The following is a 26,668-nucleotide window of genomic DNA, read 5'->3' as shown; positions in this document are numbered from 1 at the left end:
GGGTCAGAGCTAAAGGGGTCAGATCGATTTTAAAATAAACAACCTGAAATCATGTCGCCAAGCCAATCTCCCAAAGTCCGTCTGTAGAGTGGGCTGGCTAATGGTTGTTCCCTTCAGTTGATAGGTGGCGAGCCGATCCGTTTACTCATCAGGAGAGCGTACCGAATGGAAAAGGCGGGGCGAACTGATCAAATTAAAATCGATCTGACCCCAAAAATTGACTTCAATATCTCTTTGGTGGATCACCCCGCTGCTGCTGAAAGGATTAATTATCTGGCCGTCTTTTGTAAAATAAATATTAACTCATTCATACAAATACAAAATTCAAGTAAACCTTTTCCGTTTTCCCGCAAATAGTTATCCAGATACTTCAACAACTATTTTATTACTCAATATTCCAGGTGGACACCAAAGTGATGAGCGAGCCTGTATTGTGTATACACCTGGCCTAGCGAACGCTATCGTTCTATCCCCGGCCTTGCTGAAACTGAACTCATAGGATGCGTTACTAGGCTCAACTATCCACTGTATATTCAGCGCAACATTGGTCTCTAATTCAGGGGGTTTCGAAGTAAAAGAACAAGCACCTTTAGTCTCGGCTTCTTGTACCTCGACAAACCCGCTACTTTGTCGCTCTGCAGTCAATAGAATTTCGTTACCTACCGAAACTTGGTCTTCTGCAATTGTGATTTTCAGAGATTGTTGAAAATCAGGTCCCGGAACATACATTTTTGATGACTCCTGATCAGAACAGCCATTTAAAAACAAAAAAAATAGAACAAATAATTTACTGAATTTGCGAGATATTCGCATATCAAAAATCACTCTCCTGGACATACAGATTTTGATGAAGATACCGTCGGGATAGGGATCACACCAAACCACATATCTTCAGGGTCGTTAGCCTTAACATTGCACTTGCGATATAGCTCACCCAAGTGGCGGCCCGACCTCTGATTATCCGAAGACAGAATAGGTCTAAGAGATACACCATTAAAACCGTAATTTCCTGGGCCGCCTTCATGAGTACTCCTGAAAGGATACTCATCGCAATCCAAACTAGAAAACAATCCGGTAGCCCCAGCACATTCAACGGCCCCCTCGTACCAACCAGAAGGATGTTTTGGGCTTAATCTGCTCAACACTACCGGTTTACCCATCATCTGCGCATCAAGAACATGCAGAGTCGATTGAGGGACATCGTTTCCCAAGAATAACAAGGGGATGCTAGCACGGCAGTCTGGATCTTGAGATTTTGCACATATATTTGCAGCGATAGTACCTATCCTAACGTCCGCCGCTGTGCGCTCCTTCCTCATTAAATTTACATCAACGTCTGTAAAGCTGTACCGAAGTGCTGATACAAAAGCGATCCCAGCTGTATTTACAGCCACGTTTGACAATTCTGCACTTATACTCAGCCGTATGCCCAAACTCATGAAGCTGTTTCCGCTTGGGTCAATATTGTTAATAGGATTTCCGCCGGCATACATATACTTATGCAAAGTCACCGGGTCAACATTGCGCCCCATCCACGTATCCATCTGCGTAAACCGCCCCACGCCCTGATCGTAGTACCGCGCCCGCAGGTAATACTGCTCCAGCCCCGCATCCCGCTGTTCGCCGGTGTACCGATAGTCGTTCTCGGTGTCGCCGGTGCTGGCCAGCTCAACGCCGAAGGCGTCGTAGTGGTAGGTGTCGGTGACAGTGCTGCTCTCGTCCGCCAGGGCCCGGGTGGAGCCATGGCCGTCATAGAGGTAGTACGCCGTTCCGCCTGAGCGCTCCTGGGCCAGCAGATCGTCGCCGTAGGTGTAGCTGACGTCGGTGGTGCCGTTGCTTACTTCCGCCAGTACCTGGGCATAATCCCGGTTGCTGTCCACCACAAACTGGATGGTAGCGCCATTTTCGGTCTTGCGGGTACGGATGCCATCGGCGTTATAGCCGTAGCTGGCGGTGTAGCCCGGCCGGGTCGTTTCGACCAGTTTGTTGCGACCGTCATAGCGGTAACGGGTGACCTGACTGTCTTCGGTCTCCGTCAGGGTGTTGCCGTTGGCATCGTAGCTGTAGCTCACCCCACCCTGCCGGGTCAGGCGGTCATTGGCATCATAGGTATAGGCGGTGTGGACACCGTCGATGATGCTGTAGGTCCGGTTGCCCACCTTGTCATACTGGTACTCGGCGCTGTAGTCACCGTTGACCGGATCCGTGATCATCTCGCCAGTCAGGCGGTACAGCTCGTCATAGCTGTAGGTCGTGCTGCGGCCATTGTGGCGCTCCTGCATGCCGATGCGACGACCGGTCGGGTCCAGCTCGTAGCGGTAGTCGGCCACGACCGCACCGCTGCCATCGGTCGTGGTCAGGGCTACCAGCCGGTTGAGGGCGTCGTAGTCGTACGCGGTACGGTTACCATTCGGGTAGCTGATGCTGGCCCGGTTGCCCACGTTGTCGTAGCGGTAGACGGTGTCGCCCAGGCCCGCATCGACCGTCGCCAGCCGGTTGAGGGCATCGAACGTGTAGCCGGTACTCCGGGTCTGGTCCGCCGTAACGACGTCCAACTGTACCCGGTTCCCCGCCTCGTCGTAGCCGTAGGCGAGGACGGATCCATCGGGCTGACTCTCTTCGATCAGCCTGTTCATGGCATCGTACTGATACGTCGTCGTGCCTTCCGGCGTCATCGCTGAGACGCGATTGCCTGCGGCGTCGTAACTGAAGGTTTCCACCGTGCCGTCGCCGTAGGTGACGCGGATCAGCCGGTCATTCAGATCGTACTGGTAGGTACTGGTCTGACCGTTGAAATCCGTGTGGCTCAGACGGTTGCCCGCCGCGTCGTAAGTGAACGTCTCGGTCTGTCCGAGCGGCAGGGTCCGGCTCAGCACCCGGCCCTGACTGTCGTAGGTCCAGCGGGTGGTGCGGCCTTCGGCGTCGGTCTGGGTCAGTTTGTTACCGGCAGCGTCGTAGCTGAAGGTGGTGGTGCCGTCGAGGGCATCCGTCACGGTGGTGAGACGGCCAAGGGCGTCGTAGTCGTACTGGGTTACCCGGCCATTCTGGTCGGTGCTTGACGTGCGACGGCCCAGCGCGTCGTAGGCCTCGGTCACTTTGCTGCCATCGTGGTACACCGTCTCGGTGCGCTGGTCCAGTGCGTTGTAGGTATACCGTGTGGTATGACCATTGGCATCGGTTTCAGCGACGAGGTTGCCGTTCGCGTCATAGTCGAAACTGTGGCGGTTGCCCAGCGCGTCGATGACGGCCGTGCGGCGGCCGGCGGCGTCGTATTCATAACGGGTCACGTTGCCGTTGGCGTCGGTTTCGCTCGTCACGCGCCCGGCGGCATCGTAAGCGGTACTGGTGTGGCTGCCATCCGCGAAGTCGGTACGGATCACCCGGTTCAGGGCATCGTAGGTGTAGCGGGTAATGCGACCCAGTCGGTCCGTCTCTGTCGCAACGTTACCTTCGGCATCGTAGGACTTGTAGGCGACGGTGCCGTCCGGGTAGCGCGTCTCGGTGACCCGGCCAAAGGCGTCGAACACGTATTCGGTACGGCGACCCAGGGCATCGACTGTGGCGGTCTGGTTGCCGGCGACATCGTACTCGGAGTAAACCGTTGAGCCATCCGGGTAGTGGGTCTCGGTCACCCGGTTGTTGGCGTCGTAGACGTAGCTCGTGGTTTCCGCAACGGGGCTACCGCTAACCTCACGCTCGCGGGTTTCAGTCAGCACGTTGCCGTTGGCGTCATAGGTGTACCGGGTCGTCTCGCCAAGCGGGTTGGTCTCGGTCAGCTTGTTGCCATCACCATCGTAGGTGTAGGTGGTGGCGTTACCCCCGGCATCGATGCTCTTCGACACCTGGCCGTCGGCGTTGATGTTGTTGCCGGCGGTCTTGCCGTCAGGATCGGTGACACTCAGCAGGTTCCCCACGCTGTCGTAGGTGTTCTTGTGCTGATTGCCCCGGGCATCCGTGATCGTTAGCTCCTGACCCCGGCTGTTGTAGGTGTAAGCCACGGTATTGCCCAGGCCATCGGTCTGGGTGAGCTGGTTGTTGCGATCATCGAAGGTCGCCGACGTGGTGTGGCCCAGCGGGTCGAGCTGGCTGAGCTGGTTACCGTGCGCGTCGTAGGTGTACTGCCAGGTCTGGCCGGCGGCGTCCACCTTGGTGGTGACGTTGCCCCGGTCATCGTAATAGTAAAGGGTCGTGTTGCCTCTACGGTCAGTGACTACGGACTGGCGGCCTTCGATGTCGTGGTTGAACTCGGTTCGGTTGCCCTCGTTATCTTCCTGGGCCACCAATCGGCCGCTGTCGTCGTAGATATTCCGTACCAGACGGCGTCCCAGCGGATCGATGATTTCCAGCAGGCCGTGGCTGCGGTTGTAGGTGTACTCGGTGGTGTTCGCCATGGCGTCGGCGCTGGCCACCAGGTCACCCTCCGGGGTGTACTGGTAATTCAGGACATCGCCATTGGGCGTCGTGATCGAGCGGATGCGGCCGTCACTGTCCCGGTTGAAGGTGATGGCCTTGCCGCTTGAATGGAAGATGCCGTCGTTGGTGTAGCGCAGGGTGTGCCCGTTCGGGTCCACCACGGTCTCGATACCGAAATCCTGGTTCAGGTTATAGACATAACCCGCGGCCGTGGTGAGCCGATAGCGGCTTGGATCGACCGCACGCCCAAAGGTGCCCTTCTCCAGCAGGATGCCATTCTCATAGCGGGCCGAACTCTCGTTCAGCGCTACCAGTTCGGACTGGGTATCACCGACCGGCGTGAACACCAGGTCGACGTCCTTGATGACCTGGTAGGTGTTGCAGCGCGGCGAGGCGCCGACTTCAAACCGTTCCACATCGCCGGTGGGCAGGGTCACGGTCACGACCGGCGCACCCAGGGGCTCGACACAGAAATCGACAATCAGGTTCATTGGCCCCCGTTTGTACTGGTTGATGGTCCAGTAACTGCCCGGAACCCGAGACTCCTCAACCTTGACGTCCTGATAACCGATACTCCAGCCATGGCCAAAGTCCAGGTCTTCGAATCGGCGGCGACTGTCGTAGGTGCGGGTCACCCGGATCGGCAGGCCCGCCATCGGGATGTTCAGATCCTCAAGGGTGATGCTGAAGTTGCCGACCTTGAGATCGCCCTCCACCTGCAGCGACAGCATGTCGGAAGCGGATTGACCGTTGACGTCCAGGGCAATGACGGCCACATCCCATTGACCATTGGTCAGCAGGCTAGGATCGAAAAGTGCCACTGGCGCCGACGTCTGGTTGGTGTCGCCTTCGGCGATGACCTGCCAGTTGTCATCCCCGGACGGCGCGATGAGGACCTGGTAGGCGACAAGATTGTCGTCCGTAATGGTGCCAATGATATCCGTCGGCGCGGTCACGATGGTGCCGCTTTCCGGTCCTTCCAGGGTCACGACCGGCGCGACAGTATCGCTGTCATCCTCAATCGTGACAAAGGCTTGCCGGGTCACGGTGGTCTCGCTGTCACTGACCGTGGCCGTGATGGTATGACGGCCCGAGCCGTCTGCAGTCCAGTAGGTCCGCCCGTATGGATTCACCGGTAGCGGCTGGCCATCCACATCGACATCAACGGTGAAGTCGCCGCGACCGCCTTCGGTAAAGACGTCGATGACCACAGTCTCGCCCGCGTTGACACTATCTGGGGTGACCAGCACCGTCGCATCCAGCGGCAGGGCGTCTTCCTGGACCCGGATGCTGGTGCTCTGGAGCGTCCGGCCCTTGCCATCATCGGCAAAGTAAACGACATCGTGCAGACCGATCTGGTCCTGCCTCGGCGTCCAAGTCACCCGGCCTTCGGCACTGACGGTCAGTCCGTCCGGCTGTGTCATCGCGCCATAGGTCAGGGCATCACCGTCGGCATCCGTGGCGACCAGCTGGTACTGGTACACCTCGCCTGCGACGGCCTCAAACGTGGGCCGGCTGGTTATTTCCGGATAGTTGTTGCTGCTGGCGTCGACCGCATCCAGCACGAAGCTCTGGGTCACATAGGCCTTGCCATCGGACACGCGGATTCTGACGTCATGGGCGCCGATCTGGTCGGCGGCAGGCGACCATTGCATTGCACCATCGCCCGACAGGGTCATGCCCGCCGGTGCCGTGTCGAGGGCATAACTGAGGCTGTCACCGTCCGCATCACGGGCGACCACATCGTAGTGATAGACCTCACCGATAATGGCGGGCGATGTCGGCAGGCTGGTGATTTCCGGGGTCTCGTTGGCCGCAACCGGGGCATTGACGCCAATGCTGTAGCTCTGGGTCGAGGCTGCACCACGGGTATCGGTGACGCGTACGACCACGTCATGGGCCTGCCCTGCCTGGCTGCTCGCCGGCGTCCAGCTGATCTGGCTGCCCGCCAGGGTCATCCCGTTGGGGGCCTGATCGAGAGAGAAGCTGAAGCCGTCACCGTCGCTATCCGACGCCGTGATCGGGTAGGTATACAGGCTTTCCGCCAGCGCCTGGGTTTCCGGCGTACTGGTAATCAGCGGGGGGTGATTTGCGCTTTCGTTGACCGGCAGCGTGAGCTTCTGGCTCGCCAGACCGCCGCGCCCGTCGTCCACCTGGATCTCGACAATGGCGGTGTCGCCGATGCTTTCGGCTGGCGCCAGCCAGGAGAATAATCCGGATTCAGAGAGCGTCATGCCCGCTTCTGACTGCGTCAGGGAGAAGGTCAGCGCGTCGCCGTCCGGGTCATTGGCGGTCACCTGGTAATCAAAACGCTGGCCGGCGTAGACCGCACCCTGGGGCGAACTGGTAATGGTTGGCGGCTGATTGTCTTCGTTCGGGTCCGCGACCTCGACCAGGAAGTACTGTTTGGCGGAAGCGCCACGGGTATCCAGCGCCGTGACTTCTGCGGAGAAAACTCCGACGACATCGGTGCCCGGCGTCCAACGGATCGCGCCGCTGACACCATCGATGGTCATGCCCGGCTGCGAGCGGCTGAGGAGATAGACCACCTCGTCGCCATCCGGATCGCTCGCGTGCGCCGTGTAGGCGAACGATTCACCGGACTGGATCGCCCCCGGCGGTTCGGAGTCAAACTCCGGTGCCAGATTGTCCGGCGGCGTGATGGTGACCACGTGGGTCTGCTCGGCCACGGCGCCCGACAAGTCGGTCGCCCGCACATTCAGGCTGTAGATGCCCTCAGACAGACCTTCGGCCTTCAACTGACCCGTGCGTTCGTTGAGCTCAAAGCCGTCAGGCGCATCCGTCAGCTCGAACCGGTGCGCATCGCCCTTGTCAGGATCACTGACTTCAAAGTCGAAGCTGTAGACGTCACCCACGACGCCCGTGCTGGACGTCGGGCTGGTAAACACAGGCAGGTCATTGTCATCGGCGATTGAGACCGCAAATTTCTGGCGATCAAACAGACCGGCTTCGTCGTAAACACGGGTGTCCACGATGGCCGCCCGGGTCTCATTGTTGTCGGTCGCGCATTCGACGAGATCTTCGCTCCCGGCAACAGTCGCCTTGAGCGCCTGGATAATCGTTGCATCATCGACCACGAGCGATGCCTGGGTGCTCTCACCCGGCTGCAGGCCGTCGACGGTAACGGTGCCTAGCGTCTCTTCACCCGTCCAGAAATGGTCATGGCTGAACGTAACGCTCAACGGACCGTCGACCGGCGCAAGCCCCCGGTTCAGAACAGTGACACGGGCGGTACTGGTCGCCTGATCGTAGGTGATGCCGGACACGGTGATATCCGGCAGCGACAACGCATCCCGGTCGGGGAAGGTGTTCAGACGGAACGTATTATGGGTCAGCCAACTCAGTGCCGGTCTGGCGGGAACCGTCAGGTCGTCATTGATGTTGTTGATGTTGTAGGCGTGCTGGTTCCAGATACTGCGGGTCGGCGCCCACGAGTCGTTGGCGTCTTCGAAGACGCGAATGCCCGCGAAACTCCCACCACTGTAATTGTTTGCGATGACGACAACTTCGGCATGACCGTCGTTATCCACATCGGCAACTACGGGCAGCTCGTGCGTCGTTCCACTTGTGTTTCTGATTTCGTAAACAATGTTGCCAGTGGGGCCATCATAAACACGAAAATACTGTTCATCCCCGTAGACAACTTCGGCTCGACCATCACCATTAAAATCGAAGACTGACGAGCCGGTCTTGTTGGAGGAACGATCCCGGGTTGGCGACTGCCATACAATTTTCCCTTCAGCGTCGAATACCACGTAGGCGTTGGCGCCTGCCACGCCGATTTCAGGAATGCCGTCACCCGTCATGTCAGCCAGCGTCGGTGGACCACCGACACCGCCACCGGGGATGCTTTTGCCAGACCAGATGGTCGAGCCGTCGTTCCGATACAGACTGACGTATCCCCTGTTAACGACAGCTATTTCTGGCGATTCATCGCCAATGAGATTTCCAACAGCGGCAAATCCGTCGCCCTTGCTAAACAACCTCTGTCCATCGTGCGAATAAACCGTTGCGCCGGCGACGACCTCCTGATAACCGTCATTGTTAATGTCTGCGGCAAAAGACAATGGGCCAACACCGTTGCCGCCAGTCGCGCCCGAGCCCTGCCACAGAACTTGCCCGGTATTATCGAAAACCGTGTTGCCAACGATGATCTCCGGCACTGAATCACCGTCGAGATCCGCGATGCTCGGACCACCCCATCGAACGGACAAGCGACTGGATGACTGCCATTTGACCTTGCCACTGCTTGAAAATGCGATGATCCCGCCGCCTGCGCGGCCAGTGACTATTTCAATTTCACCGTCACCGTCGATGTCGGCAGCGGCCGGGGAACTGACCGGGAGAATGGATGCAGAAGCTGATGTCCAAATATGCTCCCCGGACTTCGCCCAGATTGCTCGCAGGTATCCCGGATTGTTATAGCGAGAGCTATAGAACGTCTGGAAGATAATCGCGATATCATCGCGCGAATCGACCTTTCCATCGCCGTTGGTATCCTTCAGCGGCACCGCAATCGGCGCGTGCATCACCTGGTTGTATGATGAAGCAGGCAGGCCACTGGAGGTCCACCGCCACTTTTCAACAGGCTCCAGGCCACCTAGCGCCAGCTCGGGCTCCCCAATACAGAACTTGTTGCTGTCCGTCCGGTTGTCCACCCACTCACTGTCTGCATTCCAGGAAATCCGACCGGTATCGCCGGCGATTCCCATGCCTTCCGGCGCATGCTCAAGCCCATAGGCAAGAACATCCCCCTCATTGGGGTCAATGGCATCAACATCGTACTGGTAACCGGAAACTTCGCTGCCAGCCACCACCGGCGGGGTAACAATCTGCGGTGGCAGGTTTTCGTGGATGACGAGCGTGAACGTTTGCTCGGACGTGCCACCCCGGAGATCCGTCACCAGCACGGTGACATCGTATTCACCAGGTGCCAGCGCGCCCGGTGCGGAGGTGAAGCGACCGGTGCGCTCATCCAGATACAGGCCTTCGGGCCCGGACACGAGGGTGAACGTGTGGGCATCACCAACGTCGGTGTCGGAAACCTCAACCTGATAGTCGAATGATTGGCCGCCTTCCAGCACCGTTTGCGGCTCGCTGTCGATTGAGGGCGCCGCATTCACGTCCTCGACGTTGAGCGCGTAGATCTGGGCATCCGACAGGCCATCAGGATCCGTGACATGGAGTTTGACCAGCGCAGCCCGCGTCGCGTTATTGCCAATCTCGCATTCTTCAATGCCATCCGCAGACTCCAGGGCAACACTGATGTCGCCGGTCAGGTCACTCTCGGCGACCCTGATCGCAGGGTATTCATCGGAACCACTGGGCAGTCCATCCACACCGGCCTTACCAAGCAACTTACCCTCTTCAGGGCTACCGGCATAAAAAGCAACCTCCAGCGGCGCCGTCACATTCGCCAGACCGCGGTTGGTCAATTGCACGCTCAGTTGTTGGGAGCCATCTGGACTTTCCTGGATCAGGACGTGACCCAGGCGGACATCCGGATTACCCAGGTGATCAAGCGCGACTGGCAGGTAGGCCATGACCAGACTGGTCGTCGCCAGCTTGGTGGTAAACAGGCCGCTGTTGGTGTCCCAGGTCCCGTTTGCCTGCTGGGCATCAAGCAGGTATTCGATGTTGGCGGTAATGGCGGCATCGGTGATTTCCGGATCCTGGTAATCCAGGGCCAGACCAACCCAGGCCGAGGTCAACGGATCACTGGCGTCTCCTGTTGCGTTGCGAGACCAACCACCATCAGCCCGCTGTCGGCTGCGAAGTTGCGTATCCAGCAGCTCGATCGCGTCGGCGACACGAAGCTGCATGGCATCGGTTGCTATAAATGGTTCAATTTCTGCCAGACCGACCAATCTGAACACGCGGCGGAGGCTGTCGTTCTCATTCGTTGTGATGCCGGCCAACAAGTGTTCGGCGATGGACGGCATCAACATGCGATAAAAATCGGATAGCTCCTGCTGCTTTGCCGTCAGCGACTTCAGCTTCTCCAGATCGGAGAGATAGTCTGACGCCGATTGGGCCACCAGGGCAGTCATGGCCAGCGAGGTCCGGAGCCAGCCGCTGTTGTGGTCTGTGGTCCAATAGGCGCGTTTGCCGTCAATAACGACGCGATTACTGAAAAACTCCAAGCCTTTTTCGCGAACAGCAAAGGTCCGGTCACGATCCGGGACCGCATTGAGCGCCCATAGCGCAAATGCAGTCTGGTTCTTGGCATAGTTGGGGTGAGACCGCCGGATCGCTCCATCGGACAACTGACTCCCAAGAATTTCGGTCAGCAGATATTCAGCAGCCTCTTCATCAACATCGGCTTTTTCCTTGGACGACTCCATCCCGAGAAGTGACTGCGTCTGGATGTGACAGCCCAAACAACGATTCTGCTTGTGCCATGCCAAAGCCTGTGGCGCAACGTAATCACTTGCGTCGGAAATCGCGGTTCTAACCCGATAGAAAAGCGGTGCAATATAGGCGGCGCCTGAAGTCTCATCACCGTCCTCGTATTCCTTGACCGAGCCGGTCGGCACGACATAGCACTGCTTGTTGAACGTCGGGACGGATTGGGTAAATTCCGGGCTCGCAAACCACCTGATTTCGCCGGTCTGCGCATCAAGGCTCATGGCATCCGGACCCCGATCGAGGCCAAAGGTCAACACATCCTCGTTGGGATCGGATGCCGTCACAAGGTAGGTATAGGTATCTCGCTCTGGTGTTTCAGTTTGCGGTGGGCTGGTAATTTCCGGCGGCAGGTTAGGTTGAATGACTGTGATCGTGATGGTTGCTGTCGCAAAGAGCTCACCGTCAGTCACCTGATAGGCCAATGACTCCTGCCCCTCAAACTGTGGGAAGGGCTTGTATTCCAGGTTCGGCGCCGTGCCAGAGAATACGCCGTGCGCGGGCTGATCTGCCAGCGAGTACTGGATGTCCTCACTGTCAATGTCATGGCCAACGAGTGTGATGGCGACGGTATCGCCGCCTTCGGTTTCGGCGAAAATATCCTTGGCCGTCGGCGGATCGTTGACCGGTGTAACAGAGAGTTCGTAGTCAGCCGGCAGAGAGTCCAGTTCACCGTCATTGGCCACATATTTCAGACGATCCTTACCCGCATAGTTGACGTCGGGCACGTAGACAAAACCATCGCCGGACTGAACCACGGTGCCATGCTCAGGCGCAGTGACAACCGAAAACGCGAGGGGCGACTTTTCGATATCACTGCCGGAGAAGTGCAGCGGAATACGAGTATCTTCTGGCCCGGTGGCCGCACCTGGATCGGCGACCGGCGCATCATTAACGGGCAAAACATCGATGGAGACCGTTGCAACCCCGGAAAGCTGTTCACCATCATGCACGCGGAACGTCAGTGAATCGTCACCTGCGTAGTTCAGGCCAGGTGAGTAGGTAATGTGGCCGTCTGACTGATCAATCTCACCGTGTTGCGGTGGGGTCAGAATCTCATAATGCAGCGTGTTACCGTCTTCGTCCTCTGCCTGCAGATCAAATTCAACGTCGGTGTCCTCATCCGTGGTGACCTGGCTATCAAACGATTCGGGACGGTGGTTGTAACAGCGGGTGTAGCGCTCAAACTCAAAGCTGACATAGCCGTGTCCGTTGAGCTTGTAATCCTGAATACGAATAACCGCAAAACGGGCAACGCTGTAGTTCAGGCCAGCTCCCTGCCCGGCATGGTCCCCCCAGACCGGAACGATAATATTGCGCCCCAGCAGGGCATCCATGTTGTTACGAATGGCCTTGGCATTTTTTACGCCGGGTGCGCCTTGGACAGCATCACCAATGTTGAGTTGATTATCGAAGTCATTCGCGGGATGCCGGTAACTGCGGCTGGTTCCTGGAGGAATCAGCGCCGAGGCGAGAGTCGGCGTGTCATTTTTCCCTTGCCAGGAGAGCCAGCTGTAGTTGCCAGGGCCAGTTCCAAGTTCGATGCCCTGAAAAATTTGGCCGGGTGCGGCATTGGCGAGCAGGGATTGGGAAACGGTTAACGGATAGAGTGAGCAAAAATCCGGACCAATCGTAATATCGTCCGTTTCGCTGAAAGTCTCGGCTTGAACCAGTGGAGCAAAGACAAAACTCAGGGCAGCCAAAAGCCCTACGACCCTATTCATCGCAACATCCCTATCCAAATATGCCCAGCTCCGGCTCGGCACAGTTCCAAATTTTGGGATGAGTATAGGGAGAGCTTTTCTGTTTCTCTATGTGAAAATTAACAAATATTCATTTTTTTACAAAAGATCACAACAGTTGATTTTGCAACTTACTATACGTCGTTATCCGCCTATCGGCGAAACCCCAATCAACACCCGGTGCAACCAGACCACAAACAGCAGATAGACCACCAGCCCGGCGCCGATGGCGACCCAGTCATTTCTCGGACGATAGGGTAACTCCGGCATGGCTCTCGGAACCCGACGTTTCAGGGAGATACGGTCGATCACCGCCCAGGCCAGGAAGGCGCCGAAAAGGAGGACATCGGCCAGCATGCCGTTGGCCAGCAGATGGGCGACGGCCCAGAGTTTCACCGCCACCAGCATCGGGTGCTTGACGGTGTGCTGGATACGGCCCGGCAGGTAGGTGGCGAAGAGCAGCGGGAAAACCGGCAGCAGGAGCACCATGGCCAGGTGGCGGGTCCAAATCGGCGGCGTGTAGAGCGCCACCGGCTCCTGGCGCGCCAGGCCATACCCCCAGATCACCAGCACCAGCCCCAGCAGCGAGACCAGCGAATAGAGCCCCTTGTAAGGCCCTTCGCCCAGTTTTTTCAGTGTCCGGTCACGCCAGGACTCCGCGAAGATCGACACGGAATGAACGCCAAGGAAAATGACGAGCCCGATAATCAGTACGCTCATGCTCACACTCCATCTGGATACGAATGGAGCTTAGTCGAGCGCTATGTCATTGCAAACAAAGGGCATGACAGCGTTGCGGAACCGGATGGCCACCGTCGCAGCCATCCGGTCTACGGGGCTTACAGTTCGGCGTTGTGATAGACGTTCTGCACGTCATCCAGGTCGTTGAGCATGTCGAGGAATTTCTCGAACATCTCGGCGTCCTCGCCGGTGACCGGTGTGGTGGTCTGGGGCAGGAACTGGATTTCATCCGCGTCGAAGTCGATCTCACCGAAGGCATCGATCAGGGCCTGGCGGGCCTTGGCGTATTCGGTGTTAGGCGCAAACACGGTGATTTTGCCGTCTTCGGCTTCAATGTCGGTGACGTCCACGTCCGCTTCCATCAGCGCTTCCAGCACCGCTTCCTCGTCGTCACCGGCAAAGGCAAAAATGGCGCAGTGGTCGAACATGTGGCTGACGCTGCCCTGGGTGCCGATCTTGCACTTGGTCTTGGTGAAGCAGGCACGTACGTCGCCGAAGGTGCGGTTGGGGTTGTCGGTCAGGCAATCCACGATGACCATGGCCTGGCCCGGACCGAAACCTTCGTAACGGGCTGCCGAGTAGTCCTCGCCGCCGCCGCCCTTGGCCTTGTCGATCGCCCGGTCGATGACGTGGGTCGGCACTTGGTCCTTCTTGGCCCGCTCGATCAGGCTGCGCAGCGACAGGTTGCCGTCCGGATCCGGTCCGCCCTGCTTGGCGCAGACGTAGATCTCTCGGCCGTACTTGCTGTAGACCTTGGTTTTGGCGTTGGCCGTCTTGGCCATGGAATCTTTGCGGTTTTGGTAGGCTCTGCCCATACCCGTGCCCCGATGTGTCTGGCGGCTCCACAATACTGGCTGCTAACAGCGCGATGCGTGGGGCCTGTTGTCGAAAATGGCGTTCGAAAGAGCGCCGATTTTACACGCAGACCCGCCCGCATTCTATTCTTTGGTCGCCTGCAGGAACAGCCGCACCAGCACGCCGATAACCAGCCCCCAGAAAGCCGCCCCGATGCCCCACAGGGACAGCCCGGATGCGGTAACGAGAAACGTGATCAACGCCGCCTCCCGATCACCGGGATCGTCCAGTGCCGCATGCAGGCTGTTGCCGATGGTGCCCAGCAGGGCCAGGCCCGCCAGCGCCACCACAAAGGCCTGGGGAAACGCGGCAAACAGGGCGACCACCGTCGCCCCGAACAACCCGACGATGGCATAGACCACACCCGCGGAGACCGCCGCCAGGTAACGGGCCGAGCGCTTATCGCCCGCCTCCTCACCCATGCAGATCGCCGCGGTGATCGCCGCCAGGTTGTAGGCAAAACCGCCGAATGGGGCCAGCACCAGCGTCACCAGACCGGTCGCGGTCAGCACCGGCGACAATGGCGTCCGGTAGCCATTGGCCCGCAACACCGCCAGGCCCGGCACGTTCTGGGACGTCATGGTGACGATAAACAGCGGTATGCCAACGCTGATCAGCACCGACAGGGAGAAGTCCGGCGTGGTCCACTGTGGGGTCGCAAGCGCCAGGGACAGACCGTCCCAGTGCAACTGCCCCTGCCAGCCGGCGATCAACATGCCGACGGCGAGCACCAGCAGGATGGCGTATCGGGGCAGCACCTGCCGGCCGATCACATAGGTGACCAGCATCAGAGACACCAGCATGAAATCCCCCTGCAGGGCCGCAAAGGCATCCAGGCCGAACTGGAACAGGATGCCCGCCAGCATCGCCGCCGCCAGGGATTGGGGCAGGTGCTTCAGGATCCGCTCGAACCAGCCGGTCCAGCCGGCAATGACCGTCAGGATGGCGGCAAAGATAAAGGCCCCGGTGGCTTCCGCCAGCGAATAGCCGGTCAGCCCCGTCGCCAGCAGCGCCGCCCCCGGGGTCGACCAGGCCGTGAGCACCGGCTCGCGGAAATACAGGGAAAGCCCGGCGCTGGTGATGCCCATGCCGATCCCCAGCGCCCAGATCCAGGAACTCACCTCGGCCGGCGTTGCACCGGCCGCCTCGGCGGCCTGCAGGATGATCACCACCGAACTGCTGAAACCCACCAGCACCGCGACAAAGCCGGCGGTCAGGTGAGACAGCGACAGATCCGAAAATGGAGACGGCCGGGACACGTTCTGTTCCTCTGCTGGATGGACAACGCGTGCGTTATAGCGCACGATTGCGGTGACATTAGCACTTGTGCGCTATAACGCACAACTGGAACCCGATGGCATACCGCAAAGGAAGGACGCGACACCATGGACATTGTCAGCCACTTGGCCACCACCCTGCGCGAACTGCGCCGGCAGCGGCAATGGAGCCTGGACCGGGCCGCCGAGGCCACCGGTGTCAGCAAGGCTATGCTGGGCCAGATCGAACGGGGCGAATCCAGCCCGACCGTGGCGACCCTGTGGAAAATCGCCACCGGCTTCAACACCGCCTTCTCCGGGCTCATCAGCCCCCTGCCCGCGCCCCTGGATGCACCGGTGTTCGTCTCTAACGATGAGGGCGATGCCGACCTGACCGGGGATGATCTTCGGGTACGGGCGCTGTTTCCCTTCGAGGCCCGTTTTGGTTTCGAGCTGATGGAACTGACACTGCCGCCAGGTCTCGAGCACTTGTCCGAATCCCATGAACCCGGCGTGATCGAGCATGTCACCGTTATCGATGGCGCCATGGAGGTCCTGGTGGAGGGTCACTGGCATCCACTGGCCAGCGGCGAGGCAAGCCGGTTTGCGGCCGATCGGCCGCACGGCTACCGCAATCCGCATCAAACACCGGCCGTGTTCCACAACCTGATCCACTACCCGGCGGGCACCCGTTAGGAGCGCACGGAGACCGGCGGCCTGTTAACCTAGACGGATACGGCACGACAAAGGAATGGCATGAAAACACCCCTCGGGATCATCGAAGGCTTCTTTGGCCGGCCCTGGAGCTGGAAGGCCCGCGCCGACCTGGTGGCCCGGCTGGCCCCGCACGGCTACAGCTTCTATCTCTACGCGCCCAAGGCCGACGCCTTCCTGCGACGGCGCTGGGACGAGCTGCATCCGGTGGAGGAGGCCGACGCCCTGCGCCGGTTCGCCCGCCACTGCAAGGTCCACGGCATGCGCTTTGGCGTGGGCCTGAGCCCGTTCGAGGTGTATCGCCAGTTCGACGAGCAGGCCCGCCAGGCCCTGACCGAAAAACTGGCCTTCCTCGACAGCCTGGGCATCGACGACCTGGCCATCCTGTTTGACGACATGGACGGCAGCACGCCCGAGCTGGCGCGCAGACAGTTGGACATTATCGACTGGATCCACCACCGCTCCGGCGCCGAGCGGCTGATCGTCTGCCCCACCTACTATTCCGACGATCCGGTGCTGGACCGCGTGTTCGGCGAACGCCCGGCCCGCTACCTGGAAACCCTGGGCGAAAACCTGCCATCCACCGTGGAGGTCTTCTGGACCGGCGAAGAAGTGTGTTCCCGGGAAATCTCGCCGGGCAACCTGCTCCAGGTCGCCGGCCTGCTGCACCGCAAGCCGCTGCTGTGGGACAACTACCCGGTCAACGACGGTCCGCGCATGTCCCGGTTCCTGCACCTGCGCGGGTTTACCGGCCGCCACGCCAGCATTGGCGAGCACCTGGCCGGTCACGCCATCAACCCGGCCCTGCAGCCAACGCTCAGTTGCATCCCCGCCATCACCCTGGCCGCCAGCTACCGCCAGCGGGAGAACTACCGCTACATGGCCGCGTTTCGCAAGGCCGCCCGGGAAGTCATGGGCGAGGAACTGGGCGCATACCTGGAGCAGGACATCATGGCCCTGCAGGATGTGGGATTGGATCGACTGGGGGAGCGGGAAGCCCGGTTGCGGCGCCATTTCGGTGACAGCGACCACCCTGGTGCAAAGGAGATCATCGCCTGGCTGGATGGGTATTACCGGATCAGCGACGAGGCGGTGCAGACGCAGTAGGGGAAATGCCGCCGTTTTGTGTAGCCGACGCTTTAGCTTCGGAGGGGCCGCAGGCCCCCTGGCGGTATCGGCAGGCCTGCGGCCTGCTCAGAAGCTGAAGCGTCTGCTACATCAGGAGATGTACAGAGGCTCCCACGACAGCTACCCACAAAAAAACGGGCCGTAGCCCGTTTTTCCCAAAACCATGGGTCGGCGCTACCGCGTGCCGTACACCACCATGGTCTTGCCTTTGACCTGCACCAGCCCCTGGTCTTCCAGGGTCTTGAGGACGCGGCCGACCATTTCCCGCGAGCAGCCGACGATGCGGCCGATTTCCTGGCGGGTGATCTTGATCTGCATGCCGTCCGGATGGGTCATGGCATCCGGCTCCTTGCACAGGTCCAGCAGCGTGCGCGCCACGCGACCGGTCACGTCGAGGAACGCCAGGTCGCCCACCTTGCGGGTGGTCTGACGCAGCCGCGTGGCCATCTGCTCGCCGATGAAGTACAGCACGCGCGGGTCCTGCTGGGCGATCTCGCGGAACTTGGTATAGCTGATCTCCGCCACTTCGCACTCGGTCTTGGCCTTGACCCAGGCGCTGCGCGAATCCATGTTGTCGAACAGCCCCATCTCGCCGAAGAAATCCCCAGCGTTGAGGTACGCCATGATCATCTCGCGGCCGTCGTCGTCTTCGATGATGACCGTGACGGAACCCTTGACGATGTAGAACAGCGAATCACTCTTGTCGCCAGCGTAGATAATGGTGCTCTTCGCCGGATAACGACGGCGGTGGCATTGTGACAGGAAATAGTCGAGGTGCTTGGTCTTCTGCTCAACCGGTCTGAGAATAGTTGCCATAATGCTGTTGTGCCTCCTTAATGGCCAATCCCGGTGTTGTTGTAATAACCCAGCGTCCATGTGGGCTGATCGTTGTTATGTTGCCCGGTGTGCCCGGATCTCCCCTGTCCAGAGTCTTTGCTCTGACGATCCGGCCGGCATGCCGATAGTGGCGAGCCACTTATAACAGGAAGGCTGTGGTCCGGCAACTTGGCCCGATGGGGCTGCTCTTCGAGTATAGAACAAATGTCCAGACTTTCCGCCACTTGCGCCGGGCATGCCCGATCGCTCGCCTGTTGCCGCGGCTGTGGTAGCATGCGCCTTTATCCACAGGAGAGCGAACTATGAAAGCAACCATCGACTGGACCGGCGGTGTCAGCTTCCGCGCCACCAGTGGCACCGGTCACAGCGTCCAGATTGACGGCCCGCCGGATCACGGTGGCGAGAACAAGGGCCCGCGGCCCATGGAGCTGCTGCTGATGGGTCTGGGTGGCTGCTCGTCGTTCGATGTCATGAGCATCCTGCAGAAATCCCGCCAGGACGTCACCGACTGCCACGCGGAGTTGTCCGCTGAGCGGGCCGACGCGGTACCGGCCGTGTTCACACGCATCCACCTTCACTTTATCGTGACTGGCCGTAACCTGAAGGAAAATCTTGTAAAACGTGCGGTGGCGCTGTCCGCCGAAAAGTACTGCTCGGCCTCCATCATGCTGGAAAAGGCCGGCGTGGAAATCACCCACGATTACGAGATCCGTGAGGCGGATTGAACGCCGAATCGAAGAAATACCGAAACAGGTACTACACTGTTTTCCTGACAGTTTGATGACCGTCACCGGGTGCTGAACGGCCCGGGAACGGACTGCGGGAAACCGCTACAAAAAAGGGGGCGGGCGATCTATCCATCCACAGACCGGATAGGCATAATACGCTCCCTCTCCGCCGGTCTGCGCAAAAGGTGAGCAATCCTGGTCAGACACCGGTGGCGGCCTTGGCGGCACAGTTGCGCTTGTGTCCGCTGTCATTCATCTCCTTAACCGGGGGGGCTGTGATGGAAACCAAACTTGAGCTGCATGGTTTCAATAACCTGACCAAGTCTCTGAGCTTTAATATCTACGACATCTGTTACGCGCGGACCGAAGAGCAACGCAAGGCGTACATCGACTACATCGACGAGATGTACAACGCCGAACGCCTGACCCAGATCCTGTCGGACGTGGTCAAGATCATCGGCGCCAACATCCTCAACATTGCGCGTCAGGACTACGAGCCACACGGCGCGTCGGTCACCATGCTGATCGCCGAGCACGAGATCGGCGGTTCCACGGACAACGAAGAATCCCCGGGACCGCTGCCGGACGCCATCGTGGCGCACCTGGACAAAAGCCACGTGACCGTCCACACCTACCCGGAGAGCCACCCCTACGAGGGCATCAGCACCTTCCGGGCCGATATCGACGTGTCCACCTGCGGCCTGATTTCACCGCTGAAAGTGCTGAACTACCTGATCCACAGCTTCGATTCCGATGTGGTGACGGTGGACTACCGGGTCCGGGGCTTTACCCGCGACGTCAACGGCAAGAAGCACTACATCGACCACGACATCAACTCGATCCAGAACTACCTGAGCGAGGATACGCAGAACGCGTACCAGATGATCGACGTCAACGTGTACCAGGAAAACCTGTTCCACACGAAGATGAAGCTCAAGAACTTCAACCTGGACAACTACGTGTTCGGCGTGAATGCCAGCGACCTGGATCCGGAGGAAGCGCAGTCCATCTCCGAGCGCCTGCAACGGGAAATGCTGGAAATCTTCTACTCCCGCAACGTGGAGTAAGCGCCGCCACACCGGTTATGCCGCGCCCTCCGGGGCGCGCGACCTCATCCATCAAATTTTCTGAATAAACCTTCCAGAATTCTCCGTTTTCATCTTTTGCCCTCGCGCAGTTCAATAGCCTCGTACCTTTCGCATCGCACCGGAGGCATTGAACATGAAAAACATTCTTGTCATTACCGCAAGCATCTTTGGCCAGGACGGTCAGTCATCCCAACTGGTCAAACGCACGCTGGATCAACTCCGTGAAACCCACGGCGAGATCCAGACCACCTATCGCGACCTGGCCGCCGAGCCGGTCCCGCACCTGGACGCATCCCGTTTCGGTGCCTTCCTGACCGGTGCCGATGACCGCGATGGCGACCAGCAGCAGGTGGTGGATTATTCAGATTCATTGATCCAGGAAATCAGGGGCGCGGACGTGATCGTCATGGGTGTGCCGATGTACAACTTCGGTATCCCATCCGGCCTGAAGGCCTACTTCGACCACATCGCCCGGTCCGGAGTGACGTTCCGCTATACCGAAAACGGCCCGGTGGGTCTGCTGGAAGACCGTCCGGTTTACGTACTGGCCGCTCGCGGCGGTATCTATGCCGGCACGCCGAACGATTCGCAAACGCCATACATCCGTTCGTTCCTGGGCTTCCTGGGTCTGACCGACCTGCATTTCGTCTACGCCGAGGGCCTGAACATGGGTGACGAAAAGAAAGAGAGTGCCCTGCAGGAAGCCGGGCGTACTATTGAAACCCTGACGGCCTGATCCAGGCCGTCCTTTACCCTCGCGGAAGGAGGTCAGTCATGACAGAACGTACCCTCAGACAGGTTATTCCGGGTGCCGAGACATCCGACGGGGCTGGCGTGCGCATCAAGCGGTCGCTGGGCCAGCATCCCTCGGTACGGCTCGACCCCTTCCTGATGCTGGACGAGTTCGGCTCGGCCGACGCCGCGGATTACATCGCCGGCTTCCCGTCGCATCCGCACCGGGGTTTCGAGACCGTGACCTACATGATCGAGGGACACATGCTCCATGAAGATCACCTGGGCAACCGGGGCGACCTGCGCAACGGCGGCGTGCAGTGGATGACCGCTGGCCGCGGCATCATCCACTCGGAAATGCCCCAGCAGGAAGAAGGCATCATGCGCGGCTTCCAGCTGTGGCTGAACCTGCCCGCGGCGGAGAAGATGACCGATGCCGGCTACCGCGACATCCAGCCGGAGCAGATCCCGGACATTGCCTTCGATGGCGGCCGCATCAAGCTGATTGCCGGTGAGCTCACGATCGACGGCGAAAACCGTCGCGGCGCCGTCGCCGACCGCAGCACCCAGCCGATCTATGCCGACATCCACCTGGACGCCGGTGGGCAGGTCACGCTGCCGGTGCCGGAAGGCCACAACGGGATGCTGTACCTGTATGAAGGCGATGCCCGCCTGGGCGACACCGCTCTCCAGCGCAGCGCCGCCAACGTGCTGGGCGACGGCGACCGCATCACCGTCACCGCCGGCGCAGACGGCGCGCAACTGCTGCTCATCGCCGGCAAGCCCATCGGTGAACCGATCGTCCAGTACGGGCCGTTCGTGATGAACACCCGGGAGGAGATCGAACAGGCGTTGCAGGACTACCGCGACGGTCGCCTGACCGCCTGACCGCCTGACCGCCTGACCGCCTGACCGCCTGACCGCTCATGGTCGATCACGAACCCTGCGTGATCCCCCTTGGCGCACAGGTTTTCGACCTGTGCGCTTTTTGTGCGTCATAGAAATTCAGGGAACGAGAAGTAAGGAGGCGCATTGGCCTGTTGCCCTATCGTGAGTTCCGGGAGCGTCTGAGGCGACGAAGGGCAAGGCGTACAGCACACAGCGAGTGAGGCATACCTACCTGGTAGGTGAACGAGCGAGTACTGCACAACGCAGCCCTTCGTTGCCTCAGACGCTCCTCCCCCCTATGCGAACTGCTTGTGCGCCATCAGCTCCAGCACCATCGGCCGCACGATCAAATCCATCGCCAGCGGCAACTTGGTCCCCGGAATCACCAGCGTGTCGTGCCGCGACATGTGGCTGTTGGGAATCATCTGCAACAGGTACGGGAAATCGATATCCCGGTGATCGCGGAAGCGGATGACGATCAGGCTCTCGTCGTCGTTGGGCACCTCACGGACTACAAACGGGTTGGAGGTATCCACCATCGGCACCCGCTGGAAGTTCACGTGGGTGTGGGAGAACTGGGGCACGATGTCGGTGACGTAGGCGTCCATCCGGTTAATGATGGTCTTGACCACCGCCTCCTGGGAATAGCCACGCTCGTTGGTGTCCCGGTAGATCTTCTGCATCCACTCCAGGTTGACGATGGGCACCACGCCGATCAGCAGGTCGACATACTGGGCGAGATTGTAGTGCTCGCTGACGATGCCGCCATGCAGCCCCTCGTAAAACAGCAGGTCGGTGTCGGACGGCAACGGCGCCCAGGGCGTGAAGGTGCCCGGCTCGTACCCCTGGCGGATCAGGTGCAGATCCTCGTCGTGCACGTAGGTGCGGTACTGGCCGCTGCCACTGACGCTGTAGTCGTAGAACAGCCCTTCCAGGCGATCGACATGGTTGGCGTCCAGGGAGAAGTGGTTGCGTTGACCGTATCGGCCTTTCTCGGCAAGCACCGTCATCTGGTCGCGGGTGTAACGGTGGAAGCTGTCACCGCTGACCCGCGCGGCACGGATGCCCTCGCTGGCGAAGATCCGGCTGAAGATCCGGCCGGTGGTCGTGGTACCGGCGCCGGACGAACCGGTAACGGCAATAATGGGATGACGTTTTGACATATCGCTCCGGTCCCGGCAGCGCACTGCGGGACGTCTCGGGCCTGTACAGGTCTGTGGAATCCGGGTGTTATCGACGCCGGGTCGATGTCCGCACCAGTGCGTTTTCGACAACGCCCAAGGTGGGCAGCATAGCGGGGATGGAGCGCGCTGTCAGCTCAGCACGTTATGCAGCAGTTGGGGTTTCTCGATGATGTAGCCCTGGGCGTAGTCCACACCCTGCCCCCGCAGGGCATCCAGGGTGCCCCGGTCTTCCACCTGCGAGGCGATCACCTCCCGCCCCATGTAGTGGGCCATGTCCACCATGGACCGGACCATGGCCCGGTCGGCCTCGTTGTGGGTCACGTTGCGGGTAAAGGCGCCATCGAGCTTGATCAGGTCCAGCGGCAGGGCACGCATATACTGGTAGGATGTCGGCCCACTGCCGTAGTTGCCCAGGCAGAACCGGCAGCCCAGTTCCTTCATCTCCGCCATGAAATCCGCCACTTCCTGCAGGTTGTGGATCGCCGCCGCCTCGGTGATCTCGAACCAGAAGCGTTCGATGGGTGCGTCTTTTTCGCTCAGCTTCTCGTAGATGAATTCCAGCAGCGATTCGTCGTTGAGCGAATAGCCGGACAAGTTGATGCACACCCCCTCCAGCTTGCCGGCACCGGAACGGCTGTCGCGCAGGGTGTCCAGCATATGGCCGACGACCCAGCGGTCCACCGCCTGCATCCGGTTGTAGCGCTCGGCCATGCGCACGAACTCGGCCGCCGTGATCAGGTTGCCGGCATCGTCGTACATACTGATCAGGATTTCATACTGGGTCGGCATGCGCGCTGCCGGGTGCAGCGGGATGATCTTCTGGCAGCGCAGCAGCACCTGTTCGTCGTCCAGGTTGCCCAGGCCGGCAATGCGTGCGGCAATCTGCTCCTGTTGCGACTGCACCTCCGAATCCAGGCGATAGGTGGCGATCTTACCATTACCCTGGCGCTTGGCCTCCTTGGTGGCTTCATCCGCTGCTCGCAGCCAACGCTCGGCCGTCACCAGCGCCGGCAGCACCGGCGCGATTCCAGCGCAGGCACTGACCCGGTAATGGCGGCCGTCGAAACCGAGATCCAGCGCCTCGATGTCTTCGATCATGCCCCTGGCCAGGCGTTCCGCCTGGTCTTCGCCGCACAGGAAGGCAAACTCATTGCCACCGAGACGCGCCAGTGGCTGGTCCTCTGACACATGGCGGCGCAGGCACTCGGCAACCCGTGCCAGGGCGTCGTCGCCCCGCTTGTAACCAGCCGTGTCGTTGAGCAGGCGGAATTGCCGCAAGTCTATTTCCACCAGTGCCCGGGCCGTATCCGAAGGCTGACTCAGTTGCTGCTCCAGGAGGCGTTCGAATTCCCGCCGCGCCAGCAGGCCGGTGAGTTCGTCGTGGGTGGAGACCCAGGACAGCTGGTCGTAAACCTGCTTGACCATGCGGTCGATGCTCTCATCCACCAACGGCCGCTCGTACTGGCCGTCCGGTACCAGGATACCCTGCTGGAGCTGGCGCGCCAGCGGCTCCAGTTCCAATTCGACGACCCGCATCCCCTGGTGATTGACGAAGACGAAGCGGCTGGACTCACGCGCGATCCAGACCAGGCGCACATAGAATGGCTCTTTGGGATTTTCCTGGTTGCGCAGCCAGTCGCCGGGCTGCAGTCGCTGGGCCCGGCCGATCCAGCGTTGCAGGCTGCGTTTCTGACGCTCGCTGGCCTTGTCCTCCGGTGCCAGCTCCGGAGTCTCGGCTTTGGGAAAATCCACCCATTCCGACGATTCGACACCGCGCTTGACCAGGAAGGCTTTCAGCTCATCCCGGATCTGTGCCGACGGCATGTGATTGCTGGAAATGGACGCCAGCCCGTCCTGGATCACCCGCAGCAGATCCGGAAGATTGACATTGGCCTCGGGGTCCTCCCCATAGGCCAGCAGGGAATCGAGGACCGACAGGTAATCCTGCCACAACGGGCTGTCCGCCCCCTGGCGAATCCAGGTCAGCGAGAGCAGATCCCGCCAGCCGCCATTGAGCAGGCTGACCACCGCCTTGGGCACCCTTTTACCGCCGAGACGCTGATCCAGCAGTTCGCTGACCGCCCGTTTGGCTTCGGAAACCTTCTGCGCCCCTTCCGCCGCCGCAGTGACCCGCTCGACGTTGCGCCGGTAGACCAGGTTCTGACGTTCAATCAGGTTGTCGAGGTCACCCTGGATGGTCTCGAATACCCGGGTGTCCTGCTCGAATTCGGTCACGATGCGCTGGATCATCTCATCCACCCGGCGCTGGACCACCGGGTTGAGCCGCCCGCCTTTCACCCCGAGCTGGGCGAGGCGGTTCATCACGCCACGCACCGGGCTGGCCTGATCATCGAAGAAGGCTCTGTCCCGCAACACCACTTTCAGCACCGGCACTTCCAACTGGCGTAACTGACGCCGCGCCGAGTCGTTCAGGCGCGGACTGTCGGTCACGCTGCGGAAGAACCGGTCCACCACGTCCAGCGACTCCTGCTGCTGTTCGTCAAGACCGACTTCCCCCGAAGCCCTGACCTGCTCCACCACGCGCTCGCGCAGGGATTCGGCCGGTTCGGACTCCGGCGCCTCGGCCTGGATCCGTTGCAGCCCCTGCAGTTCGCGCTGGAATTCGCCGGCCGACAATGGCCGGGCGTTGGCCGGAAACGGCAGGGGTTGCCGGTCACCGCGCTCCAGACGACTGGCGCTGAGAGTGGCCAACAGGTTGCGAACCGTCGCGAATGCATTCTGGGCGCTCTGGGAATGGCTGCGGAAGCTGTCCGTACCGGCGCGGGATCGCTCCGTCCCAGGCGCCGCGGGTTCCCGTCCGGCAGTGCCCTCAGGTGCTGCCGCGCCGGCCTCAGGCCTGGACTCGGGCGTTGGCGGCGGAGCCGGTTTGGGCTGGGCATCGTCCTGGCGGGGCGCGCGGTCGCTCAGGTACTTGCTCAGGTCGAGATCCGGCAGGATGCCATGGCGGATCAGGATCCGGTTGAGTTCCTGGTACAGGGGCCCCAGCGCCTTGAGCACAGCCTGCTCGAAGATACGCAGGCAGACCTTCTCCACCTCGCGACTCACCTTCAGGTGCTGCAGGCTGCCGTGGAACGCCTCGCAGACCAGCGAAGGCCCCAGCGGATTATGGTGCCCGGTGGCGTTGGTCACACCCAGCTTGTCCAGCCGCATGCGCAGCTGCAGCAGATCCCCCCGGTACAGGGTATCGGCCTTGGTCACCATCACCTTGATGGTCAGCCAGTCCTCGAACTCGCCCTTGTCCACCAGGGACAGCTCGGAGCCCGGCATCCCCTGACGTTCCGGTTTGAGGGGCGATTCCAGGGCCAGCATCATCTGGTGCCAGACCGCGCGCTGACGAGCCGCCAACTGGCCGGAGGCGTCCATCAGCTCGTTAGCCTGCTGGTCGGACCCCGCGTGCTGGGCCGCCTCCTTCAGGGCGCTGACCATCCGCGGCAGGCATTCGGCCATCAACGGTTCGATATGCTGGACCACCGTCCTGGCACACTGGTGAAGGACAAACTGCACCCGTTCGCTGGGCGGCTTGAGATGGGCGCGTTCCTGTTCCCGGTGAGTGCTGCACTGGGTCAGCATGGCATTGACCGCATCCGGATTGGAGCGGGTGAAGGACACACCAATGGCACCTTCGATCATGCGGGCCACTCGCACATGCAGGCTATGGGAGCTGCGCCCGTCGGCACCGCGGAAACGGACAACCAGTTCCTCGGGCGACTGTTCGGACAGGGCGCGTCGGACCCGGCGGTCCGTGTCGGCGGAGAACCGGATAAACAGGCCTTCCGCGCAGAAGTCCGCAATCTGGCAGGGCCACGCCTGGTCCGGGGTGGCCTGCAACTGCGCGGCAAGTTTGATCGGTCGGCGAGGACTGGCGCGTCGTTCCATCAAATCCCTAAGATACAAAAGTAGAAGCAGGGGGCGTCC

General features: G+C 60.4%; 14 protein-coding genes. 6 read left to right on the top strand and 8 right to left on the bottom strand.

The features are described 5' to 3' along the window. Positions 1 to 357: 357 nt before the first annotated feature. From EZI54_RS03020 to EZI54_RS03000, 5 genes are all read right to left on the bottom strand, one after another. The gene (locus EZI54_RS03020) at positions 358 to 813 is read right to left on the bottom strand and encodes a hypothetical protein (RefSeq protein WP_131478897.1); all 456 of its coding nucleotides are present in this window, start codon (positions 811 to 813) and stop codon (positions 358 to 360) included. An 8-nt stretch (positions 814 to 821) separates the two neighbouring features. Beyond that, on the bottom strand, positions 822 to 12,605 hold the full coding sequence (locus EZI54_RS03015) for a putative Ig domain-containing protein (RefSeq protein ID WP_131478895.1): 11,784 nt from the start codon (positions 12,603 to 12,605) through the stop codon (positions 822 to 824). A 120-nt stretch (positions 12,606 to 12,725) separates the two neighbouring features. Beyond that, positions 12,726 to 13,301, bottom strand: coding sequence for an NnrU family protein (locus EZI54_RS03010; RefSeq protein ID WP_131478893.1), 576 nt, complete (start codon positions 13,299 to 13,301; stop codon positions 12,726 to 12,728). A gap of 119 nt (positions 13,302 to 13,420) precedes the next feature. Further along, a complete protein-coding gene (locus EZI54_RS03005; RefSeq protein ID WP_131478891.1) occupies positions 13,421 to 14,137 on the bottom strand; it encodes a YebC/PmpR family DNA-binding transcriptional regulator in 717 nt (238 codons plus the stop codon). A 123-nt stretch (positions 14,138 to 14,260) separates the two neighbouring features. After that, a complete protein-coding gene (locus EZI54_RS03000) occupies positions 14,261 to 15,436 on the bottom strand; it encodes a benzoate/H(+) symporter BenE family transporter (protein ID WP_131478888.1) in 1,176 nt (391 codons plus the stop codon). A gap of 126 nt (positions 15,437 to 15,562) precedes the next feature. Here EZI54_RS03000 and EZI54_RS02995 point away from each other — a divergent pair, with 126 nt between their 5' ends. Together EZI54_RS02995 and EZI54_RS02990 are read left to right on the top strand one after the other, a co-directional pair. After that, positions 15,563 to 16,129: a helix-turn-helix domain-containing protein gene (locus EZI54_RS02995; protein ID WP_131478886.1), complete on the top strand. Its 567-nt coding sequence runs from the start codon at positions 15,563 to 15,565 to the stop codon at positions 16,127 to 16,129. 60 nt (positions 16,130 to 16,189) lie between these two features. Then, positions 16,190 to 17,254, top strand: coding sequence for a beta-N-acetylglucosaminidase domain-containing protein (locus EZI54_RS02990; protein WP_131478884.1), 1,065 nt, complete (start codon positions 16,190 to 16,192; stop codon positions 17,252 to 17,254). 195 nt (positions 17,255 to 17,449) lie between these two features. Here the strand turns inward: EZI54_RS02990 and crp are convergent, their stop codons facing one another. Continuing rightward, positions 17,450 to 18,091 carry a cAMP-activated global transcriptional regulator CRP gene (crp, locus tag EZI54_RS02985; RefSeq protein WP_004579976.1) on the bottom strand — a complete coding sequence of 214 codons (642 nt, stop codon included), beginning with the start codon at positions 18,089 to 18,091 and terminating at the stop codon, positions 17,450 to 17,452. A 323-nt stretch (positions 18,092 to 18,414) separates the two neighbouring features. On the opposite strand from crp, the gene EZI54_RS02980 reads away from it, so the two are divergent. The 4 genes from EZI54_RS02980 to EZI54_RS02965 all read left to right on the top strand — a co-directional run bounded on the left by EZI54_RS02980 (position 18,415) and on the right by EZI54_RS02965 (position 21,548). Further along, entirely contained in the window at positions 18,415 to 18,837 is a 423-nt protein-coding gene (locus EZI54_RS02980) for an OsmC family protein (RefSeq protein WP_131478882.1), read from the top strand. Between the two features lie 281 nt (positions 18,838 to 19,118). After that, entirely contained in the window at positions 19,119 to 19,907 is a 789-nt protein-coding gene (speD, locus tag EZI54_RS02975) for an adenosylmethionine decarboxylase (RefSeq protein WP_131478880.1), read from the top strand. A gap of 154 nt (positions 19,908 to 20,061) precedes the next feature. Then, positions 20,062 to 20,664, top strand: coding sequence for an FMN-dependent NADH-azoreductase (locus tag EZI54_RS02970; protein WP_131478878.1), 603 nt, complete (start codon positions 20,062 to 20,064; stop codon positions 20,662 to 20,664). A 38-nt stretch (positions 20,665 to 20,702) separates the two neighbouring features. Continuing rightward, positions 20,703 to 21,548 carry a pirin family protein gene (locus tag EZI54_RS02965; protein WP_131478876.1) on the top strand — a complete coding sequence of 282 codons (846 nt, stop codon included), beginning with the start codon at positions 20,703 to 20,705 and terminating at the stop codon, positions 21,546 to 21,548. Positions 21,549 to 21,844: 296 nt separating this feature from the next. On the opposite strand, the gene EZI54_RS02960 is transcribed toward EZI54_RS02965, so the two are convergent. Next, positions 21,845 to 22,711 carry a phosphoribulokinase gene (locus EZI54_RS02960; RefSeq protein ID WP_131478874.1) on the bottom strand — a complete coding sequence of 289 codons (867 nt, stop codon included), beginning with the start codon at positions 22,709 to 22,711 and terminating at the stop codon, positions 21,845 to 21,847. Between the two features lie 150 nt (positions 22,712 to 22,861). Beyond that, positions 22,862 to 26,629, bottom strand: coding sequence for a DUF1631 family protein (locus EZI54_RS02955; RefSeq protein ID WP_131478872.1), 3,768 nt, complete (start codon positions 26,627 to 26,629; stop codon positions 22,862 to 22,864). Positions 26,630 to 26,668: the final 39 nt, after the last annotated feature.

Source organism: Marinobacter halodurans (genome assembly GCF_004327985.1).
GTDB lineage: Bacteria > Pseudomonadota > Gammaproteobacteria > Pseudomonadales > Oleiphilaceae > Marinobacter_A > Marinobacter_A halodurans.
Note: the sequence above shows the minus strand (reverse complement) of the source record. Positions and strands in the feature narration are given on the sequence as shown.